General features: G+C 69.6%; 15 protein-coding genes and 1 tRNA gene. 14 read left to right on the forward strand and 2 right to left on the reverse strand.

The annotated features are described in order from the left end of the window. Positions 1-59: 59 nt before the first annotated feature. From hscA to AC3A84_RS07800, 4 genes are all read left to right on the forward strand, one after another. The gene (gene hscA / locus AC3A84_RS07785; protein ID WP_487969019.1) at positions 60-1,943 is read left to right on the forward strand and encodes a Fe-S protein assembly chaperone HscA; all 1,884 of its coding nucleotides are present in this window, start codon (positions 60-62) and stop codon (positions 1,941-1,943) included. A gap of 39 nt (positions 1,944-1,982) precedes the next feature. After that, positions 1,983-2,321: an ISC system 2Fe-2S type ferredoxin gene (gene fdx / locus AC3A84_RS07790; RefSeq protein ID WP_092939315.1), complete on the forward strand. Its 339-nt coding sequence runs from the start codon at positions 1,983-1,985 to the stop codon at positions 2,319-2,321. Next, on the forward strand, positions 2,321-3,034 hold the full coding sequence (gene dnaQ, locus AC3A84_RS07795; RefSeq protein ID WP_487969020.1) for a DNA polymerase III subunit epsilon: 714 nt from the start codon (positions 2,321-2,323) through the stop codon (positions 3,032-3,034). The genes fdx and dnaQ overlap by 1 nt, the downstream gene beginning before the upstream one ends. A 41-nt stretch (positions 3,035-3,075) precedes the next feature. After that, positions 3,076-3,150 (forward strand) — tRNA-Val (locus AC3A84_RS07800). Between the two features lie 169 nt (positions 3,151-3,319). Here the strand turns inward: AC3A84_RS07800 and AC3A84_RS07805 are convergent. Then, positions 3,320-4,372, reverse strand: coding sequence for an ATP-binding protein (locus AC3A84_RS07805; RefSeq protein WP_487969021.1), 1,053 nt, complete (start codon positions 4,370-4,372; stop codon positions 3,320-3,322). Next, the gene (locus tag AC3A84_RS07810; RefSeq protein ID WP_487969022.1) at positions 4,369-5,106 is read right to left on the reverse strand and encodes a response regulator; all 738 of its coding nucleotides are present in this window, start codon (positions 5,104-5,106) and stop codon (positions 4,369-4,371) included. Before AC3A84_RS07810 ends, AC3A84_RS07805 begins: the two co-directional genes overlap by 4 nt. Positions 5,107-5,246: 140 nt before the next feature. Here AC3A84_RS07810 and AC3A84_RS07815 point away from each other — a divergent pair, with 140 nt between their 5' ends. The 10 genes from AC3A84_RS07815 to AC3A84_RS07860 all read left to right on the forward strand — a co-directional run bounded on the left by AC3A84_RS07815 (position 5,247) and on the right by AC3A84_RS07860 (position 19,933). Further along, positions 5,247-6,398 (forward strand): efflux RND transporter periplasmic adaptor subunit, encoded by a 1,152-nt coding sequence (locus tag AC3A84_RS07815; protein ID WP_487969023.1) that lies wholly within the window; start codon positions 5,247-5,249, stop codon positions 6,396-6,398. A 24-nt stretch (positions 6,399-6,422) separates the two neighbouring features. Next, the gene (locus AC3A84_RS07820) at positions 6,423-9,575 is read left to right on the forward strand and encodes a multidrug efflux RND transporter permease subunit (protein ID WP_487969024.1); all 3,153 of its coding nucleotides are present in this window, start codon (positions 6,423-6,425) and stop codon (positions 9,573-9,575) included. 2 nt (positions 9,576-9,577) lie between these two features. After that, a complete protein-coding gene (locus AC3A84_RS07825; protein WP_487969025.1) occupies positions 9,578-11,038 on the forward strand; it encodes an efflux transporter outer membrane subunit in 1,461 nt (486 codons plus the stop codon). After that, entirely contained in the window at positions 11,035-12,300 is a 1,266-nt protein-coding gene (locus tag AC3A84_RS07830; protein ID WP_487969026.1) for an MFS transporter, read from the forward strand. Before AC3A84_RS07825 ends, AC3A84_RS07830 begins: the two co-directional genes overlap by 4 nt. A gap of 167 nt (positions 12,301-12,467) precedes the next feature. Beyond that, a complete protein-coding gene (locus AC3A84_RS07835; protein ID WP_487969027.1) occupies positions 12,468-13,190 on the forward strand; it encodes an IclR family transcriptional regulator in 723 nt (240 codons plus the stop codon). Between the two features lie 202 nt (positions 13,191-13,392). After that, positions 13,393-15,336: a methyl-accepting chemotaxis protein gene (locus AC3A84_RS07840; protein WP_487969028.1), complete on the forward strand. Its 1,944-nt coding sequence runs from the start codon at positions 13,393-13,395 to the stop codon at positions 15,334-15,336. A gap of 199 nt (positions 15,337-15,535) precedes the next feature. Then, on the forward strand, positions 15,536-16,912 hold the full coding sequence (locus AC3A84_RS07845) for an aspartate aminotransferase family protein (RefSeq protein ID WP_487969029.1): 1,377 nt from the start codon (positions 15,536-15,538) through the stop codon (positions 16,910-16,912). 153 nt (positions 16,913-17,065) lie between these two features. Beyond that, complete coding sequence (locus AC3A84_RS07850) at positions 17,066-17,338, forward strand: hypothetical protein (protein WP_487969030.1); 273 nt, start codon at positions 17,066-17,068, stop codon at positions 17,336-17,338. Beyond that, a complete protein-coding gene (locus tag AC3A84_RS07855; protein ID WP_487969031.1) occupies positions 17,338-18,321 on the forward strand; it encodes a Bug family tripartite tricarboxylate transporter substrate binding protein in 984 nt (327 codons plus the stop codon). The genes AC3A84_RS07850 and AC3A84_RS07855 overlap by 1 nt, the downstream gene beginning before the upstream one ends. Positions 18,322-18,370: 49 nt before the next feature. Continuing rightward, positions 18,371-19,933, forward strand: a complete 1,563-nt coding sequence (locus AC3A84_RS07860) for an acetolactate synthase large subunit (RefSeq protein WP_487969032.1) — start codon at positions 18,371-18,373, stop codon at positions 19,931-19,933. Positions 19,934-19,992 lie beyond the last annotated feature (59 nt).

Here is a 19,992-nt window from a genome sequence, read left to right on the forward strand (position 1 = left end):
CGAGCAACCCAGGCCCCGGGGGCCGGCGAAGCAGGCTCATCACAACACGAACATTCTTCATGGCGCTTCTGCAGATCTCCGAACCCGGCCAATCCCCCGACCCGCACCAACGGCGCATCGCCGTGGGCATCGACCTGGGCACCACCCATTCGCTGGTGGCCGCCGTGCGCAATGGCGTGGCCGAATGCCTGCCCGACGATGCCGGCCACGTGCTGCTGCCTTCGGCCGTGCGCTACCTGGAAGGGGGCAGCCGGCAGATCGGCGCCGAGGCGCTGGGTGCCCAGGCAACGGACCCGGTCAACACCATCGTCTCGGTCAAGCGCTTCATGGGGCGCGGTCTGGCCGACATCGCCGGCCGCGAGAAGCTGCCGTACAGCTTCACGGAAGCGGCACCAGCCGCCGAGGGCTCCCCCCACGGCATGGTGGCCATCTCCACCGCTGGCGGCGTGAAGTCGCCGGTGGAGGTCAGCGCCGAAATCCTGGCCACCCTGCGCTACCGGGCGGAAGACACCTTCAACGACGACCTGTATGGCGCCGTCATCACCGTGCCGGCCTATTTCGACGATGCGCAGCGCCAGGCCACCAAGGACGCTGCCCGCCTGGCGGGCCTCAATCTGCTGCGCCTCATCAACGAGCCGACGGCAGCCGCCATCGCCTACGGCCTGGACAACGGCTCCGAGGGCGTCTATGCGGTGTACGACCTGGGCGGCGGCACCTTCGACATCTCGGTGCTGCGGCTCACGCAAGGCGTGTTCGAGGTCATTTCCACCGGCGGCGATTCGGCCCTGGGCGGTGACGACTACGACGCGGCCCTGGCCGAATGGGTGCTGGGGCAGTTGGGCCTGAAGGCCGTGTCCCCGCAGGACAAGTCGGCCGCCCGCGTGGCGGCGCGCGCCTGCAAAGAGGCTTTGACTGCTACTGAAAAGGTAGCATTCAGCGCCGTCATTGCGGGCACAGAGGCACGATTTGACGTGACCCGCCAGGACTTCGAGGCCGCCACTGCCGAGCTCACGGCCCGCTCGCTGGCCGCGGTGCGCCGGGCTTTGCGCGATGCGCGCCTGCAAAAAGACGAGGTCCAGGGCGTGGTGCTGGTGGGCGGCTCCACCCGTATGCCGCAGATCCGCCAGGCGGTGGCGGATTTCTTCGGCAAGGAGCCGCTGACCAACCTCAACCCCGACGAAGTCGTCGCCCTGGGCGCGGCCATCCAGGCCAACCAGCTGGCCGGCAACAACGCGGCTGGCGATCTGCTGCTGCTCGATGTGATCCCGCTGTCGCTGGGCATCGAGACCATGGGCGGGCTGGTCGAACGCATCGTCAGCCGCAACGAGACCATTCCCACCGCCAAGGCGCAGGATTTCACCACCTACAAGGACGGCCAGACCGCCCTGGCCGTCCATGTGGTGCAGGGCGAGCGCGACCTGGTGGCGGACTGCCGCAGCCTGGCCCGCTTCGAGCTGCGCGGCATTCCGCCCATGGCCGCCGGCGCGGCGCGCATCCGCGTGACCTTCACCGTCGATGCCGACGGCCTGCTGAGCGTCAGCGCACGCGAGCAGACCAGCGGCGTCGAGGCGCGCATCGACGTGAAGCCGTCGTACGGCCTCTCGGACGACCAGATCGCCCGCATGCTGCAGGAAGGCTTCGCCACCGCCCAGCAGGACGTGCGCACCCGCGCCCTGGTCGAGGCCCGCGTGGATGCCGACCGCATGCTGATCGCCATCGACAGCGCGCTGCAGGCGGACGGCGACGTGCTGAGCGCCGACGAGCGCGCAGCCATTGACGACCTGGCGCAGGCGCTGAAATCGTTGCGCGATACGTCCGAAGATGCCGCCGAGATCGAGGCCGCCACACAGGCGCTGGCCAAGGGTACCGAGGCTTTCGCGGCCCAGCGCATGAACCGCGGCATCCGCGAGGCGCTGGCCGGCAAGAACGTCGATAAGCTCTGACCTGCGCTCCCACCCACACAGCAAGAAACCCCGAGCCCCATGCCCGTCATCAAGATTCTTCCTCACGCCGAATACTGCCCCGCTGGCACTGAAATCTCCGCGCCCGCCGGCACCTCGATCTGCGAGGCGCTGCTGGACAACGGCATCAAGATCGAGCACGCCTGCGACATGAGCTGCGCCTGCACCACCTGCCATGTCATCGTGCGCCAGGGGCTGGAATCGCTCAACGAGGCCGAAGAGGAAGAGGAAGACCTGCTGGACCGTGCCTGGGGCCTGGAGCCGCAATCGCGCCTGTCGTGCCAGGCCATTCTGGCGCAGGCGGACGTGACGGTGGAGATCCCCAAGTACACCATCAACCACGCCAAGGAAAACCACTGATGTCCCGGCAGATCGTTCTCGATACGGAAACCACCGGCCTCTCGGCCGAGGGTGGCGACCGCATCATCGAACTGGGCTGCGTGGAGCTGTTCAACCGCAAGCTCACCGGCAACAACCTGCACCTCTATTTCAACCCGGGGCGCGACAGCCATGAAGACGCGTTGAAGGTCCATGGCATCAGCAACGAGTTCCTGAAGGACAAGCCCAAGTTCGCTGACATGGCGGAGGACATCCTGCGCTATCTCCAGGGCGCCGAAATCATCATCCACAACGCGGCGTTCGACGTGGGCTTCCTCAACAAGGAGCTCGAATTGACTGGCCGCCCGGCTTTCAGCAGCTTCGTCGCCGGCATCACCGACACCCTGGCCATGGCCAAGGAGATGTATCCCGGAAAGCGCAATTCGCTGGATGCGCTGTGCGACCGGCTGGGCGTGGACAACTCGGGCCGTACCCTGCACGGCGCCTTGCTCGATGCCGAGTTGCTGGCCGACGTCTATATCAACCTCACGCGGGGGCAGGACGCGCTGCTCATCTCCGACGAGTCTCAGGAAGATGCGGGCGGCGTGAAGATGGCACCGATCGACCTCAGCAGCATCACCCTGCAGGTCTTGCGCGCCAGTGATGCGGAACTGGCCGAGCACGATGCGACGCTCGCGCAGATCGACAAGGCCAGCGGCGGCAAAACAATTTGGAAAACCTTGGCCCAGGCATGAAAAGCTGTGCCATAATCATGGTCTTGTCGCTACGACGACTAGGGTGATTAGCTCAGCGGTAGAGCACTGCCTTCACACGGCAGGGGTCGCAGGTTCAAACCCTGCATCACCCACCAATATCAAGCCCCCGCAAATCCATGATTTGCGGGGGTTTTTCTTTTGCCTTCAGCTGCCATCGCATTTTGAGCGTGCCTGGCCGGCCTGCACATTGCCAGCTTTGCGGTCAACGCGCGTCAAGCCCCTGACGCACGCCAGCGATTTGCTGAGGTCTGCGCAAAAAAGCTCTCATCCCACCCATTGCAACTCGAAGCTCGATCCCCCGAGGGGGGATGGCGCCCATCGCGCCACCCCGCCATGGGCCTGGGCGATGGCCTGCACTACAGCCAGGCCCAGGCCGCTGCCGGGCCGCTCGTGCGATGCGGCGCCGCGCTGGAAGGCTTCGAAGAGGCGGCCGGCTTCATCGGCCTGAAGTCCGGGGCCGCTATCGTCCACGCGCAGGTGAACCCGCCCATCTTCCTGCCAACTGCGGATCGTGATCGGGCCCGGCGTGGCATGGTGCAGCGCGTTTTCCAGCAAAGCCAGCAGTGCCTGGCGGATGCGGATCGGGTCGCACACCACTTCCGGCGCCTGCAGGTCCAGCGTCAGGGCAAAGCCTGCGCTGGTCAACTGCGGCTCGAGCGCCTGGGCGGCTGCGCGGACTTCTGCGGACAGATCGGCCAGCTCCAGGCGCAGGTCGAGGTGGCCGCTGTCGCGCAGGCCGAGCAGCCGCAGGTCCTCGATCAGCCGCGCCAGGCCCTCGACGTTCTTGAGCAGGGCCTTGAATTGCGCGGGGCTCGGCTCGAAGACGCCTTCGGTCAGGCCCTGCAGGCGGCCGCGCAGGATGGTCACCGGCGTGCGCAGTTCGTGGGCGATGGCCGCATTCCAAAAGGCGCGCTCCTGCGCCATGTGCTGCAGCCGCTGCGCCATGCCGTTGAAGTCTTCCACCAACTGCGCGGCCTCGCCCAGCGAATGGGCGTCGGTGCGGGCGCGGGCGGAGAGGTCGCCCTCGGCGATGCGGTGCAGGCTCTCCGCCACTGAATTCAATGGCGTGACGATGCGACGCGAGAGCTTGACGGCAGTCACCACGGCCAGCACGAGCGCAGCGATCACGGTGCCCAGCATCCACATCGCCTCGATGGGAGAGGGCACGAAGTCGTAGGAAATGCTGGAGGGCGAATAGGCCGTGAGCAGCGCGTAGAGCGCGTAGGAACCCAGCAGGAACAGTAGCGCGATACCGAACGCCATCACCGCCAGCGAGATCACCAGCTGCCGGCGCAAGCCGCCGTAGCGCGCCGTCATGGCGCGATGCCCAGCCGGTAGCCCACGCCGCGCACGCTGGCCGGCACGCCGTCCAGTTTCAGCAGCTCCAGCTTCTTGCGCAGTTTGCTGACGTGGCTGTCCACCGTGCGTTCGAGCGCATCGCTCTCTGGCAGGCAGGCGGCCAGCAATTCGGCGCGGCTGAAGACGCGCTTGGGTGCGCGCGCCATGTGCGCCAGCAGGTTGAGTTCCGTCAGGGTGAGTGGCAGCGTGCGGCGTTCTCCGTCCACCTCGGCGCTGACTTCCATGGTTTCGGGGTCGATCTGGAAGGTACCCACGCGCAGTACGCGCTGCGCGCCGCGCCCGCCGTGTGTGGCCGTGCGCCGCAGCACGGCCTGCACTCGCGCCACCACCTCGGCGGGGTTGAAGGGCTTGACCACGTAGTCGTCGGCGCCCAGGCGCAGGCCCATGAGCTTGTCGATGTCCTGGTCGAGCGCCGTGAGCATGATGACCGGCGTGTCGCCCCGGTGGCGCAGCTCCGACAGCACCTGCCACCCGCTGGCCTGCGGCAGCTGGACGTCGAGCAGCACCAGGTCGGGCTTGAGTGACAGGTGCATGTCCATCGCGGCCAAGCCGTTGCCGGCATGGGCCGTGCGCAGGCCGCTGCGGCGCAGATAGGCGCCGAGTATCTCGGCGATCTCGGTTTCGTCTTCCACCAGCAGCACGAGCGCTCCGGCGATGGTGGCGTCGGTTGGGGGCGGCAGGGAGTCGTTCATGGCGGCGATTGTGCCGTTCCGGTGGACGAGGCGCCGCTCCATCCTGGTTCCATGGTTCGTCCAACGAAGCTCGAGGAGGCCCACCCAGAATCGCGCCCTTTGAGACTTCCGGTGCACGCATGCACGAGAGGGTGGACGCCATGACGACGCGACGACGAATGGGATATGGACTGGCCTGCGTAGCCGTGCTGGCACTTGCCGCCTGCCGGCCAGCCAAGGAGCCGCGAGCACCGGAGCCGGTGCGCGTCTCAGCGATGGCCCTGCATCCGGAGGCTGTCACGGTGTACGAAGCGTTGCCCGGCCGTGTCGCCGCCGTTCGCTCTGCGGAGATCCGTCCGCAGGTGGGCGGCATCGTTCAGCGCCGCCTGTTCGATCAGGGTGCGGACGTGGTTGCGGGCCAGCCGCTCTTTCAGATCAACGCCGCGCCTTTCAAGGCCGACGCGGACATGGCTGCAGCTTCGCTGCAGCGCAGCCAGGCCGCATGGCGCCGGGCCACGGCGCAGGCCGAGCGGCTCAAGCCGCTGATGCAGGCCGAAGCCGTGAGTCACCAGGAGTACGAAGACGCCGTCGCGCAGCGCGAGCAGGCCGCAGCGGAAGTGGCGCAGGCCGAGGCCAGCCTGGCGCGCCGCCGGCTGGACCTGCGCTTCGCCCGCGTCGATGCGCCCATTGCCGGCCGCATCGACCAGGCCCTGGTCAGCGAGGGCGCCCTGGTGGGCGCGGCGGACGCCACGCCCATGGCCCGCATCCAGCAGATCGACAAGGTGTATGTGGATGTGCGCCAGCCCGCCGCGGCGCTGGAGGCGCTGCGGACGCTGGGCGCCAGCCCGCCCGTCACGCTGCTGCGCGCAGACGGCCGCCCGTATCCCATGCGCGGGCAGGTGCTGTTTTCCGCCACCCACGTCGATCCGGCCACGGGCGACGTGCTGCTGCGCATCCTGGTGGACAACCCGGGGCGCGTGCTGCTGCCGGGCATGTTCGTGCGCGCGCAGCTCGTCAAGGGCCGCTACGAACAGGCGCTGCTGGTGCCGCAGCAGGCCGTGAAGCGCTCCGCAGGCCAGGCGCAGGTGTGGACGGTAGAGAAAACAGCCCAGGGCGACGTGGCCCGGCTGCTATCCCTGCAGCTGGGCGAGGCCGTGGGCCAGAACTGGCGCGTAGTGGGTGGCCTGCAACCCGGCCAGCGCGTGGTGGTGGAGGGCGCCGAGCGCCTTGCCGCCGGCACGGCCGTTGCGCCGCAGCCCTGGCAAGCACCCACTGTGGCCGACTCAGAAACCGCAGCGACCGCGGCCCGCTGAGGCCCCCCGCAGCAGGAAACCCCGATGCCTCAATTCTTCATACGCCGGCCCGTCTTCGCCTGGGTCGTCGCCGCGTTCATCGTGCTGCTGGGCCTGATCGCCCTGCCGCAGCTGCCTATCGCTCGCTACCCGTCGGTCGCTCCGCCGGCCGTCACCGTGTATGCGACCTATCCCGGCGCCACGCCGCAGGCCATGAACGATTCGGTCGTGAGCCTGATCGAGCGCGAGCTCTCCAGCGTCAAGCATCTGCTGTACTTCGAGTCGTCGGTGGACACCTCCGGCTCCGCGCAGATCTCCGCCACCTTCAAGCCCGGCACCCAGCCCGAGCTGGCCCAGGTGGACGTGCAGAACCGCCTCAAGGCCATCGAGGCGCGTCTGCCCCAGGCCGTGCGGCAGAACGGCCTGAGCGTGGAATCCTCGACCTCCAGCTTTCTGATGATCGTGAGCCTGGTGTCCGACGACGGCCACCATGGCGAGCTGGAGCTGAGTGACTACCTGGCCCGCCACGGCGTGGAGGAGATGCGCCGCATCGAAGGCGTGGGCCGCGTGCAGCTCTTCGGCGCCGAGCAGGCCATGCGCATCTGGGTGGACCCGGCCAAGCTGCAAGGCTACGGGCTGTCGATGAGCGACCTCTCCACGGCCCTCGCGCAGCAGAACGCGCAGATCGCGCCCGGGCGCGTGGGCGACTCGCCCACGTTGGCCGGCCAGCGGGTGAGCATTCCGCTCACGGTGCAGGGCCAGTTGTCCACGCCCGACCAGTTCGCGGCCGTGGTGTTGCGCTCGGGCCGCGACGGCTCCCGGGTGCTGCTGGGCGACGTGGCGCGCGTGGAGCTGGGTGCGCAGTCGTACGGCTTCGCCACGCGGGACGACGGCCGGGCCTCGGCCGGCGCCGCCGTGCAACTCTCGCCTGGCGCGAACGCAGTGCGCACGGCCGAGGCGCTGCAGGCCCGGCTGGCCGAGCTGAGTGCCACGCTGCCTGCCGGGATGCGTTACACCACGCCGTTCGACACGGCCCCGTTCGTGAAGATCTCCATCGAGAAGGTGATCCAGACGCTGCTGGAGGCGATGGCGCTGGTGTTCATCGTGATGTATGTCTTCCTGCAGGACGTGCGCTACACGCTCATTCCCGCCATCGTCGCGCCCATCGCGCTGCTGGGCACCTTCGCGGTCATGCAGGTGGCGGGCTTTTCGATCAACGTGCTGACCATGTTCGGCATGGTGCTGGCCATCGGCATCATCGTGGACGACGCCATCGTGGTGGTCGAGAACGTCGAGCGCCTGATGGCGGCCGAGGGCCTGAGCCCGCAGGAGGCCACGATCAAGGCCATGCGCGAGATCACGGGCGCGGTGGTGGGCATCACCCTGGTGCTCACGGCGGTATTCATCCCCATGGCGTTCGCCAGCGGATCGGTGGGGGTCATCTACCAGCAGTTCGCGCTCTCCATGGCCACTTCCATCCTGTTCTCGGCTTTCCTGGCGCTGACGCTGACGCCGGCGCTGTGCGCCACGCTGCTCAAGCCCGTGCAGCCCGGCCACCACGAAAAGCGCGGCGTCTTCGGACGCTTCAACCGCGGCTTCGCGCGCATGACCGCGCGCTACGGCGCCGGCGTGGGCGCGCTGCTGCGCCGGCCGGCGCGGGTGATGCTGGGCTTCGCGCTCATCGTCGCCGTGCTGGGCTGGGCCTTCCTGCGGCTGCCCTCGGCTTTTCTGCCCGAGGAAGACCAGGGCTACTTCATGACCTCGTTCCAGCTGCCGGCCGATGCCACGATGGAGCGCACCCTGTCCGTGGTGAAGGACTACGAGGCCTACGTGGCCGCGCGCCCGGGCATCGCCACCAACCAGACAGTGATCGGCTTCGGCTTTTCCGGCTCCGGGCCCAATTCGGCGCAGGCCTTCACCATGCTCAAGGACTGGAAGCAGCGCGATGGCGCCACGGCGCAGGATGAGGTCGCCCGGGCCCAGCGCGCCATGCAGCGCGTGCGCGAAGGTGAGGTCATGGTGCTGATGCCGCCGGCCATCGACGAGCTGGGCACCTCGTCGGGCTTCACCCTGCGGCTGCTGGACCGCGCCGGACAGGGGCAGGCGGCGCTGCTGGCCGCGCAGGGCCGGCTGATCGCGCTGGCGTCGCAGAGCAAGCTGTTGACCCAGGTCTATGCGGACGGGCTGCCCTCGGGCACCAGCGTGCGGCTGGACATCGACCGCGGCAAGGCTGCAGCGCTCGGCGTGCCGTTCGGCGCCATCAGCGACACGCTTTCCGCAGCGCTGGGATCGCTCTACGTGAACGACTTTCCCAACCGAGGGCGCATGCAGCAGGTCATCCTGCAGGCCGACGCCCCGGCCCGGATGCAACTGCAGGATGTGCTGCAGTTGCCAGTGCCAGGCGCGAGTGGCGCCATGGCCCGGCTGGGCGAGATGGTCACGCCTGTCTGGACCGAAACGCCGCTGCAGCTGGCGCGCTACCAGGGGTATCCGGCCGCGCGCATCACCGGCTCGGCCGCGCCGGGCGTCGCGAGCGGCGCGGCCATGGCCGAGATGGAGCGGCTCGCGCAGCAGCTGCCCAAGGGTTTCGCCATCGCGTGGACGGGCCAGTCCCTGCAGGAGCGCCAGTCGGCCGCGCAGGCGCCGCTGCTGCTGGCGCTGTCGATGCTGGTGGTCTTCCTGGTGCTGGCAGCACTCTACGAGAGCTGGTCGATTCCAGCGGCCGTGATGCTCGTCGTGCCGTTGGGCCTGGTCGGCGCGGTGGCCGCCGTGCTGCTGCGCGGCATGCCCAACGACGTGTTCTTCAAGGTGGGGCTCATCACCGTGATCGGCCTCTCGGCCAAGAACGCGATTCTCATCGTCGAATTCGCCAAGCAGCTGCGCGAGCAGGGCCACGGCCTGGTCGATGCGGCCATGACGGCGGCGCGCCTGCGGCTGCGCCCCATCCTGATGACCTCGCTGGCCTTCGCGCTGGGCGTGGTGCCGCTGATGCTGGCCACGGGCGCCAGCCGCGAGACGCAGCAGGCCATCGGCACGGGCGTTTTCGGCGGCATCGTCAGCGCCACGGTGCTGGCCGTGTTCTTCGTGCCCGTCTTCTTCGTGCTGGTGGTGGGGCTGCAGGAGCGCTGGCGGAGCAGGGCGGCCGCGCCGTTGGCGCAGCCGGCCCCCGCGCTTCAGGGCAACGAGAAGGAGGCCTGACCATGCGTTGGACTGCTTGCCTTTCCCTTTGCGCGCTGCTGGCCTCATTGGCGGGATGCTCGCTCACGCCGGCCCTGCAGACGCCGCCATTGCCTGTACCCGAGGCCTATGCCCAGGCCGGCGCGGCGCCAGGCCGGGTGCCGGCCGCCGATATCGGCTGGAAGACGATGTTCGGAGACCCGCGCCTGCAGCGTCTGATCGAATTGGCGCTGGAACACAACAAGGACCTTCACCTGGCCGCATTGAACGTGGAGGCGGTCGGTGCGCAGTACCGTATCCAGCAATCGAACCAGTGGCCGCGGGTGGCGGCCGAGGCCTCAAGCACGCGCGAGCGTGACGGGGCGGGCGGGCAGGGCGGCAGCACTGCGGGCGCTGGCGCCAGCGTCAGCACGCGCCATGCAGTGGGCTTGGGCATCAGCGCCTTCGAGATCGACCTCTTCGGCCGCCTGCGCGCTTCTTCCGATGCGGCGCTGGCGCGCTACCTGGCGAGCGAGCAGGGCCGGCTGGCGGCGCAGCTGGCCCTGGTGGGCGCGGTGGCCGATGCGTACTATGCCGAGCGGCTCGCACTGGAGCAGGCCCGCCTGGCAGAGCAGACCTTCGCGGACTGGACGCAGTCGCTGCAACTCGTGCAGCTGCGGGCCCGGGCCGGCCAGCGCGGCGGGCTGGATCTGGCCCAGGCCGAGGGCCAGGTCGCCACGGCCCGGGCGGACTGGCAGGCGCGCCAGCGGGCTCAGGCCCAGGCCGGCAATGCCCTGCAACTGCTGGTCGGCATGCCCTCGCTGCCAGCCGACCTGCCCGAAGGCCTGCCGCTGGCCGCGCCGGCGGTGATCACGCGGCTGCCGGCGGGCCTGCCTTCGGATCTGCTGCAGGTGCGGCCCGACATCGCCCAGGCCGAGCAACTGCTGCGGGCCGCCAATGCCGACATCGGCGCGGCGCGTGCCGCGTTCTTTCCGCAGCTCTCGCTGACCGCGTCGCTGGGCTTCGCGAGCCCAGCGCTCGGCGGGCTGTTCGACGGCGGCTCGCGCACCTGGCGTTTCGCGCCGCAGATCAGCCAGCCCCTGTTCCAGGCCGGGCGGCTGCGCGGCGAGCTGCGGCTGGCCGAGGTGCGCAAGTCCGAAGCCGTCGTCGCCTACGAGAAGGCCATCCAGAGCGCTTTCCGCGAGGTGGCGGACGGGCTGGCTGGCAGCGCCACCTACCAGCACCAGATCGCGGCCCAGTCGCAGGTGCTGCGCAGCGCCGAGCGGCGGCTGGCGCTGTCGGACCTGCGCTACCGCGCCGGGCTGGACGGGCGGCTGGAGTTGCTGGATGCTCAGCGCCAGGGCTATGCTGCCCGGCAGACGCTGCTGGAGCTGCGGCGCGCCGAGATCGGCAACGCCGTCGCGCTCTACAAGGCGCTGGGCGGCGGTCTTTCCGAGCAGGCCACGGGGCCTGGGCGCGGCCCGCTTGCGGGGCATGCGCCATGACGCAGCCGCTGCTGGCACAAGACACTGCGCTGCCCCAGGTGCCCGATCCCGGCCCGGGCTGGGCGTGGCGGTTTGGCCTGATCTTCGGCGGGCAGGCGTTCTCGCTGATCGGCTCGGCGCTCAGCCAGTTCGTGCTGCTGTGGTGGATCACGGACACCACGGGCAGCGTTGCCTCCCTGGCCTTCGCGGGCCTGGCGGCGCTGCTGCCCCAGGCGGTGCTGAGTCCGCTGGGCGGCACGCTGGCCGACCGCTGGAGCCGGCGCCTGCTGATGATCGCCGCCGACGCGGTGAGCGCGCTCTGCATGTGCGTGCTGATCGCGCTGTTCCTCTCCGGCCGCATCGAGCTCTGGCATGCCTATTCGATGATGGCGGTGCGCAGCGCCATGCAGGCCTTCCAGCTGCCGGCCGCCTCGGCCAGCGTGGCCATGCTGGTGCCCCGGCACTTCCTGCCGCGTGCGGCAGGGCTCAATCAGATGATGCAGAGCCTCACGCTGGTGGCGGCTGCGCCGCTGGGCGCGCTGGCGGTCTCGCTGCTGCCCATGGGCTGGGCCCTGGGCATCGACGTGGTCACCGTGGTGCTCGGCATTACGCCGCTGCTATTGCTGCGCGTACCGCAGCCTCGCCGGGCGCCGGGCGCCCCCACCGGCATCGGACATGAGCTGCGCGAAGGCGTGCAGACGGTGTGGGGGTCGCCCGGTCTGTGGCGGCTCTACGCGCTGCTGGGGGCGGCCATGCTCGTGGTGATGCCCACGTTCACCTTGGTGCCGTTGCTGGTCAAGGTCCATTTCGGCGGAGGCCCGATGCAGGTGGCCTGGATGGAAGGCCTCGCCGGCGGGGGCATGGTGCTGGGCGGCCTGGTGGTGGCGGCTCTTGCGCCGCGCCGGCAGATGCCCTGGGTGCTGTGGGGGCTGGCGCTGTCGTGCCTTGCCATGGCGCTCACCGCGCTGGCGCCGAGCCGGCTGTTCGCCGTGGCCGTGCTGTGGTGGACGGTGAGCGGTATGGCCTTCGCGCTGGGCCATGCGCCACTCACTGCGCTGCTGCAGACCATCGTGCCCCACCAGCTGCAAGGGCGTGTGCTCTCGCTGTTGCACATGGTCGAAGGCCTGGCGTCGCCCATGGGGCTCGCGCTGGCCTCGCCGCTGGGCGAGTGGCTGGGCGTGCGCTGGCTGTTCGTGATCACGGGGGTGTTGGGCACCTTGGTCATCCTGGCCGGGTTTCTGTCCGCTCCGCTGATGCGGCTCGAGGACGGCGAGGCGGCGTGAGAGTGACGTGAAACCGGCTGCGAGCGGTTGTGCGCAGGCGGGAGTCGTGGAGAATGGCAACTATCGTCGGCAGCATTCCCGTGCCGGCTTCAGGCTCTTGCTGCGCCTTCCGGCAGCATGTCTTTCGCGGTCTCCTCACGCCCCTGCCAATGAACAGTCTGCGCCGTATGCTCAATGTCCTGGATCTTTTCCGTCCCGATCAGCCGGTGATCGACGTGGAAATCATCTGCAAGGAGCTGGGCTATACCTCGGCCAGTGCCTACCGCTATCTGCGCGAACTCGGGGATGTCGGCCTGCTGGTGCGCCTGTCGCGCGGCTATGCGCTCGGGCCGCGCATCATCGCGCTGGAGCATCAGATGAGCGCCTATGACCCGCTGCTGGTGCGCGGCCGCGATCTGGTGGACAAGCTGGTGGCCGAAACCGGGCTCGACGCACTCATCAGCGAGTGGTACGGCGACTCGGTGGTGACGGTGCTCGTGCAACGGGGCCCCGACGGCGGGCCGGTCGGCGGCGGCCGGGGGCGGCCGATCGACCTCTTTCACAGCGCCACGGCGAGGGTGGTGCTGGCCTATCTGCTGCCGCGCCAGATCCGCCGCATCTACGACGCCCATGCCTTCCGGCCGGAGCTGCAGCACCTGGGCCTGGAGTGGAAGCAGTTCTCCAAGAGCCTGCTGGCCATCCGCAAGCTGGGCTACTGCATCAGTGAAAGCGAGCTGCACCCCGGCCGCTCGGGCCTGGCCGCGCCCATCTTCGACGAGAAGCAGCGCGTGCTGGGCAGCATCACGCTGGTGGGGCGCAGCGAGCGTTTCAAGGCTTTCCAGGAGTCCTTCCTCTGCAAGCTGGTCGTCGATGCGGCGGACGAGCTGACGGCGCGCCTCGCCCAGCAGTAGGGCGGCGCGCTGCGATGGGGGCCCGCGGGACTTCGCCGTGCGGCAGATGCCGAAATCGGCTACTGCCCTGCCCAACACGGGGATAGGCTGATTCGCGAGAGGCCAGGAAAGTCGGGATGCCCCCGCGGGCCGCCTCGCCATGGCGGCCCCGCAAGAGCCCGGTGCGCCTTGCGTATCCACCGGGCTTTTCGAGGACTCCATCGTGCACCCCAGAAGAATCAGCCTGCGCCTGCAGGTGCTGCTTGCCACTTTCGCGCTGGTCGGCGCCGGCTTTCTCGCCACGGTGGCGCTGCTGACCCACCAGGCCAGCCAGGCTCAGCGCGACACGGCGCTGATGTACGCCGAACAGCTGGCGCGTGCCGAGGCCGACCGGCTGGGCCGGCCCTTCAACCAGGCACGGCAGACCCTGCGGGTGACGGCTCAGTCGCTGGGCGGCCTGGTGGCCGCGCGCAAGCCGGACCGGGACATCGCCAACGCGCAGCTGCGCGCCGTGCTGGAGGGCAACCCCACGCTGCTCGGCCTTTCCACCACCTGGGAGCCCGATGCCTTCGATGGGCGCGATGCCGAGTTCGCCAACACTCCGGGCCATGACCGCAGCGGGCGCTTCGTGCCCTATTGGTACCGCAGCGGGGGCACTTTCTACCTGGAGCCCACGAAGGGCTACGACGAGCCGGGTGCGGGCGATTTCTACCTGGAGGCGGTTCGCACGGGCGAGGAAATGTTCTTCGACCCCTACGACTACGAGATCGGCGGCGCGAAGGTGCGGGTCACCAGCGTGTCCGTGCCGATCCGCGTGGACGGACGGGTCGCCGGCGTGGCGGGACTGGACATCGCCGTGGCCGACGTGCAGGCCGCGGTCGCGGCCATTCGCCTTTACGGCAGTGGCTATGCCACACTGGTCTCGCATGCTGGCGAGATCATCGGCGACCCGCACCGCGAACTCCTGGGGCAGGACGTGGAGGCGGGCGGCATGCAGGACGGCGCCAAGGCCGCCATCCAGGCCGGCCAGCCGCTCACCGTGCGCTGGACCGATCCCGCCACCGGCCGGGCCATGACCCGCATCTACGCGCCGCTGCGCGTGGGCGACATCCGCACCCCCTGGTCCCTGGCGGTGACGGTGCCTGATGACGAACTGCTCGCGCCCGTCGTCCGGCTGCGGCACGTGGCGCTGGGGCTGGCACTGGTGAGCCTGCTGGCGGTCATGGGGGGCCTCACCTGGCTGCTGGACCGGCTGGTGCTGCGGCCCCTGGGCGGCGAGCCCGCCCGTGCCGTCGCGCTGGCGCAGAGCGTGGCCGCGGGCGACCTGACCACCGTGGTGCCTGTGCGCGCCGGCGACGGTGGGAGCCTGATGGCCGCTCTCGCCGCCATGCAGCAGCGCCTGACCGAGCTGGTGGCAGGCATGCGCGAACAGGCGCAGACCGTGTCGCTGACCTCAAGCCAGATCGCCGAGGGCAACCAGGACCTTTCCTCGCGCACCGAAGAGCAGGCCAGCGCCCTGCAGCAGACGGCAGCCTCGGTGGAGCAATGGAGCACGGCCGTGCGGCACAACGCCGACAGCGCGCGCCATGCGAGCGAACTGGCGGGCGAGACGGCGGAATTCGCCGTCGATGGCGGGCGGCTGGTGAGCGAGGTTGTCGCGACCATGGGTGACATCGACGGCGCCTCGCGCCGGATCGCCGACATCACCGGCGTCATCGACGGGCTGGCGTTCCAGACCAATCTGCTGGCGCTCAACGCGGCGGTGGAAGCTGCGCGGGCGGGCGAGCAGGGGCGGGGCTTTTCCGTGGTCGCGCAGGAGGTGAGGGCACTCGCGCAGCGCTCGGCGGTGGCGGCCCGGGACATCAAGGGCCTCATCGCCGAATCGGTACGCCAGGCGGAGGCCGGCAGCCAGCGCGCTGCGCAGGCTGGCCAGGCCATGAACACCATGGTGCAGCGCATCCAGGAGGTCTCGCGGATCGCGCATGAAATCAGCACGGCGACGGCGCAGCAGAGTGTGGGCATCGGCGAGTTGAGCCAGGCCATCGGCACGATGGACCAGGTCACCCAGCAGAACGCAGCCCTGGTGGAGGAGGCGGCCGCAGCGACCGAAGCGCTGAAGGCGCAGGCCGGGCAGATGGAGCAGGCGGTGCTCGTTTTCAGGCTCTGAGGATCCTTCAGCGGGGGCGGCTTGCGGCCCCGCCGACCCCTTGCCGATTCGGGCTACCGAGCCGCAGCGATCTCCACGACCATCGACTGCACCCGAGGACGCTGGACTCCATTCCCGGCGGCGGCCCGACTCCGGGCTGCCAGGGATTGCCTGCAGCGCCTTCGCTTCCACCCTCATGCAATCGACTGAACGAAAAGGTATGGCTGTGACTGAAACCGAACTGGAAGCCCTGAATTTCCCCGATGCACCGCGCATGGTGTCCGCCGACTTCCCCGGCCCGAAATCGGCCGCCGCGCTGGAGCTGTCGGCCCGTACCGAATCGATGGCGCGCGGCGCCGGCCGCGCCCCGGTGGTCATCGACCAGGCCCTGGGCGTGACCTTCAAGGACCCGGACGGCAACACCTACATCGACCTGTCGGCCGGCGTGGGCGTGAGCAGCGTGGGCCGCTGCCACCCCAAGGTGGTGGAGGCGATCCGCGCCCAGGCCGGCGTGCTGGCTCATTCGATGGAAGTCAACAGCACCCGCCGCACCGAACTGGCCGCCAAGCTCTCGGAAATCATGCCCGAGGGTCTGCGCGGCGACTGCGTGACCTTCTTCACCCAGAGCGGCAGCGACGCGCTGGAAGCTGCTGTGAAGTTCGCCAAGCGCGTCACCGGCCGGCACCAGATCGTCGCTTTTCACGGCGGCTACCACGGCGTATGGAACGCGTCGGTGGCGCTCACCACCGGCACGGCCTACCGCAAGGGCTACGGGCCGTTCATGGGTGGCGTGATCCACGCCCCCTATCCCTATGCCTACCGCTTTCCGTTCGACACCACGCACAAGAGCGCCGAGCAGATCGCGGGCGAATACGTGGACTACCTGCTGAACACGCCCTACACGGCCGCCGACGACGTGGCCGCCGTGATCGTGGAGCCGGTGCAGGGCGAGGGCGGCTACGTTCCGCCGTCGCCTGAATTCCTGCAACTGCTGCGCAAGGCCTGCGACAAGAGTGGCGCGCTGTTGATCGTGGACGAGGTGCAGGCCGGCGCCGGCCGTACCGGCAAGATGTGGGCGGTGGAGCATTCGGGCGTCAAGCCCGACATGCTGACCTTCGGCAAGGGCGTGGGCGGCGACGTGCCCATGGCTGGCCTGGTGATGCGGTCCGACCTGGCCGCGAAGATCCCGGACGGCTCCGCGCCCAACACCTTCGCGGCGAACTCCGTCTCCGCTGCTGTGGCGCTGACCAACATCGCGCTGCTGCAGGACCCGGCGCTGGGCCTGATCGACCGCGCCCACGCGCTGGGCCTGGAAGCCCAGGATTACCTCCGCAAGCTGGGCAGCCCGTACATCGGCGAAGTGCGGGGCCGCGGCCTGATGATCGGCATCGAGCTGGTCGAAGACGCCGCCACCAAGGAGCCGCTGGGCCGCGAAAAGATGGGCCAGCTCATGGGCTACGTGCTGACCCACGGCGTGATGATGGTGCCCTGCGGCCGCTACGGCAACGTGATGCGGGTGATGCCCTCGCTCACGATTCCTCGCTCGCTGCTCTTCAAGGCGCTTGAAGTGTTCGGCGAAGGCTTGAAGACGCTCTGAGCGCGGCGCGCCGGAACCGGGAGCCTGCGCGGTGCCTTGGAGCCTGCCGCGCTGCACCCGGGCCGGCCCCACAGGCGGGGCTTCAGGCGATCCGATCCGCCGGGGCCCCGCAGAGCTTGCCGCCGCCCGCCGGGAGACCGGCAGGCGCACGCCATGTCCCTTGAGAGCCCGCTTCAGGCGGGCTCCTTTCCCGAAGTTCGCATACCCGGCCCTGAGGCGCCGGGCGCCTGCGGCTTCCCGTGGAAAACGCCAGGAGCCGGCCACGGCCTTGTTTTGCCAATGAGGCATTGCGCTTCAAAGATTTTCAGAAAATTCATTGCTGAATTTCGTTTAAACGATAAAGTTGCAAAAATAAAGGTGCTGCGGATGCCGCGAAATGCGGCCATGCAGGTGTGCCGTAAGTCCGTTGGACAAGGAGCCCGGTGATGCAAAAGATGCTGCTGCGAGTTGTGTGGGTCTTCATGACGCTGCTGATGGCGGCTGGCCAGGCGTGCGCTGCGGCCGGCTCTGGCTGGCCCGCGAGGCCGATCCGCATCGTCGTGCCCTATCCGCCGGGCACCGGGCCCGACGTGATGGCCCGGCTGGTGGCCGAGGGCGTGTCCAAGGAGCTGGGCACCAGCGTGATCGTGGAGAACAAGCCGGGCGCCAACGCCGTCATCGGCACGGGCGAGGTCGTGAAGGCGCCGGCGGACGGCTACACCTTCCTGCTGGTGGATCGGCTCACCCTCGCCGTGAACCCCTTGCTCTACCCGCTGCCCTTCGATCCGGCACGCGACCTGGTGTCGGTCGGCAACGTGGCCGACGTGGCGCTCTACCTGGTGGTGGCGCGGGACGTGCCGGCGAACGATTTCCGCTCGTTCATCGCCTACGCCAAGGCCCATCCCGGCCAGGTGACCTTCGGCACCGGCGGCGTGGGCAGCGTCATGCACCTCAACATGGAGCTGCTGCAGGCCGGCACGGGCGTGCAGTTCCTGCACGTTCCCTACAAGGCGCTGGCCGAGGTGCTGCCCGCCATGCTGGGCGGGCAGGTGCAGGCCACCTCGGGCGGCGTCGAGGCCATGCTGCCCCACGTTCAGAAGGGCTCGCTGAAGCTGCTGGCCGTGGGAGCCCCCGCGCGCCTGCCGGTGACGCCTTCGGTGCCCACGATCACCGAGGCAGGCGGATCGAGCGACATGCTGATGTCCACCTCCTACACCTTTCACGCCCGGGCCGGCACGCCGCCCGAGGTGCTGGAACGCATGAATGCCGCGCTGACCAAGGTACTGCTTCAGCCGGAAGTGCAGGCCTGGACGGCCGCGCGCGGCCTGCAGGCCCGGCCCTCGACCGCCGCCGCCGTCGATGCGCGCATCCAGGACGACAGGCTCCGCATCGGGCGCCTGGTGCGCGAGCGCGGAATCAAGGCCCAGTGAATGCGGGGCCGCCGGACATGAACCCATCGAAATCAACAGAGGATCGGTAATGAAGCAAACGAGTGGTGCGCAGGCCTTGTGGGCGGCGCTTTCGGCGCAAGGGGTGGATACCTGCTTCGCCAACCCGGGCACGACCGAGCTCGACCTGGTGCGCGGCCTGGAAGCGCTGCCCGAGATGCGCTGCGTGGTGGGGCTGCAGGAAAACGTCTGCACCGGCGCGGCCGACGGCTACGGCCGCATGCGTGGGCGCCCGGCCGCCACGCTGCTGCACCTGGGCCCGGGCTTTGCCAACGGCATCGCCAACCTGCACAACGCCCGCCGCGCGCGCACGCCCATCGTCAACGTGATCGGTGACCACATGAGCTGGCATCTTCCTTACGACGCGCCGCTCACCTCGGACATCGAATCGCTGGCGCGGCCGGTCTCGGGCTGGGTGCATCGCATCACCGGCACGGATGACGTGGTGCCGGCGGCGGAGGATGCGGTGCGCCAGAGCCTGGCCGCGGGCGGGCAGGGCACCACGCTCATCTTCCCCGCCGACTACCAGGCCGATCCCGTGTCCACGCCGCCCGGCGCCGCGCCTGCCCAGGAGCCCCAGAAGGCATTGCAGGCCGATGGCTACGACCATGCCCAGGCTCTCGGCCGGCTGCGGGCCGGGCGCCGCATCGTCTTCCTGCTGGGAGGCGGCGGCGAACTCAGCGGACTGGGCGTGCGTGCGCAGCGCGCCGTCTCGCGCCTGGCGTCGGTGCTGGGTGCCGCAGCCTATGCCGAGACCTTTCCCTCGCGCTCCGAGCGCGGCCAGGGCCTGCCCGCCTTCGACCGGCTGCCGTACTTCCCCGAGCCGGCCCGCGCCGTGCTGGACCCGAGCGACCTGGTGGTGCTGGCCGGCGCCATGCCGCCGGTGACGTATTTCGGCTATGCCGGCCATCCCAGCGCGCTGGTGGAGCCCGAACGCCTGCTGACCATCGCCGAGCCCGGTCTGCCGGTGGCCGAGCGGCTGGAGCGGCTGGCCGACGCGCTGGAGGCGCCTGCCTATGCCGCGCCCGTGCACGCGCTGCCGCCGCAGCCCGAAGGGCCGCTCACGCCCGCCGCCATCGCCGCCGTGCTGGCGCGCGCGCTGCCCGCGCAGGCCATCGTGTCCGTCGAGGGTGGCACCTGCGGCTACCCGTTCTATGCGGCCTCCGCCGCGGCGCCTGCGCACACCACGCTCACCAACACCGGCGGCGCCATCGGCCAGGGGCTGCCAGTGGCGCTGGGCGCGGCCATCGCCTGCCCGGACCGCCAGGTGGTGGCGCTCGTTTCCGACGGCAGCACGCAATACACCATCCAGACGCTGTGGACCATGGCCCACGAGGGGCTCGACATCGTGGTGCTGGTCGCCGCCAACCACCAGTACGCCATCTTGCGCAACGAGCTGCGGCGCGGTGGCGCGGCGCTGGGCGCACGCGCCGAGGCCATGACCGCGCTGGATTCGCCCCGCATCGACTGGGTCGGCCTGGCCGAGTCCTACGGCGTGCCCGCGACGCGTGCCGCCACGGCGCAGGAGTTGGCGGGGCAACTGCGCGAGGCGTTCGCCCGCAGCGGCCCGGCTCTGATCGAGATGGCGCTGTAAGGGCCGCACCGGCCTCTCAGACCCCCAACGCAAAAACCCAACAGCGCAGCCCGACACGG

Source organism: Paracidovorax sp. (assembly GCF_057642795.1).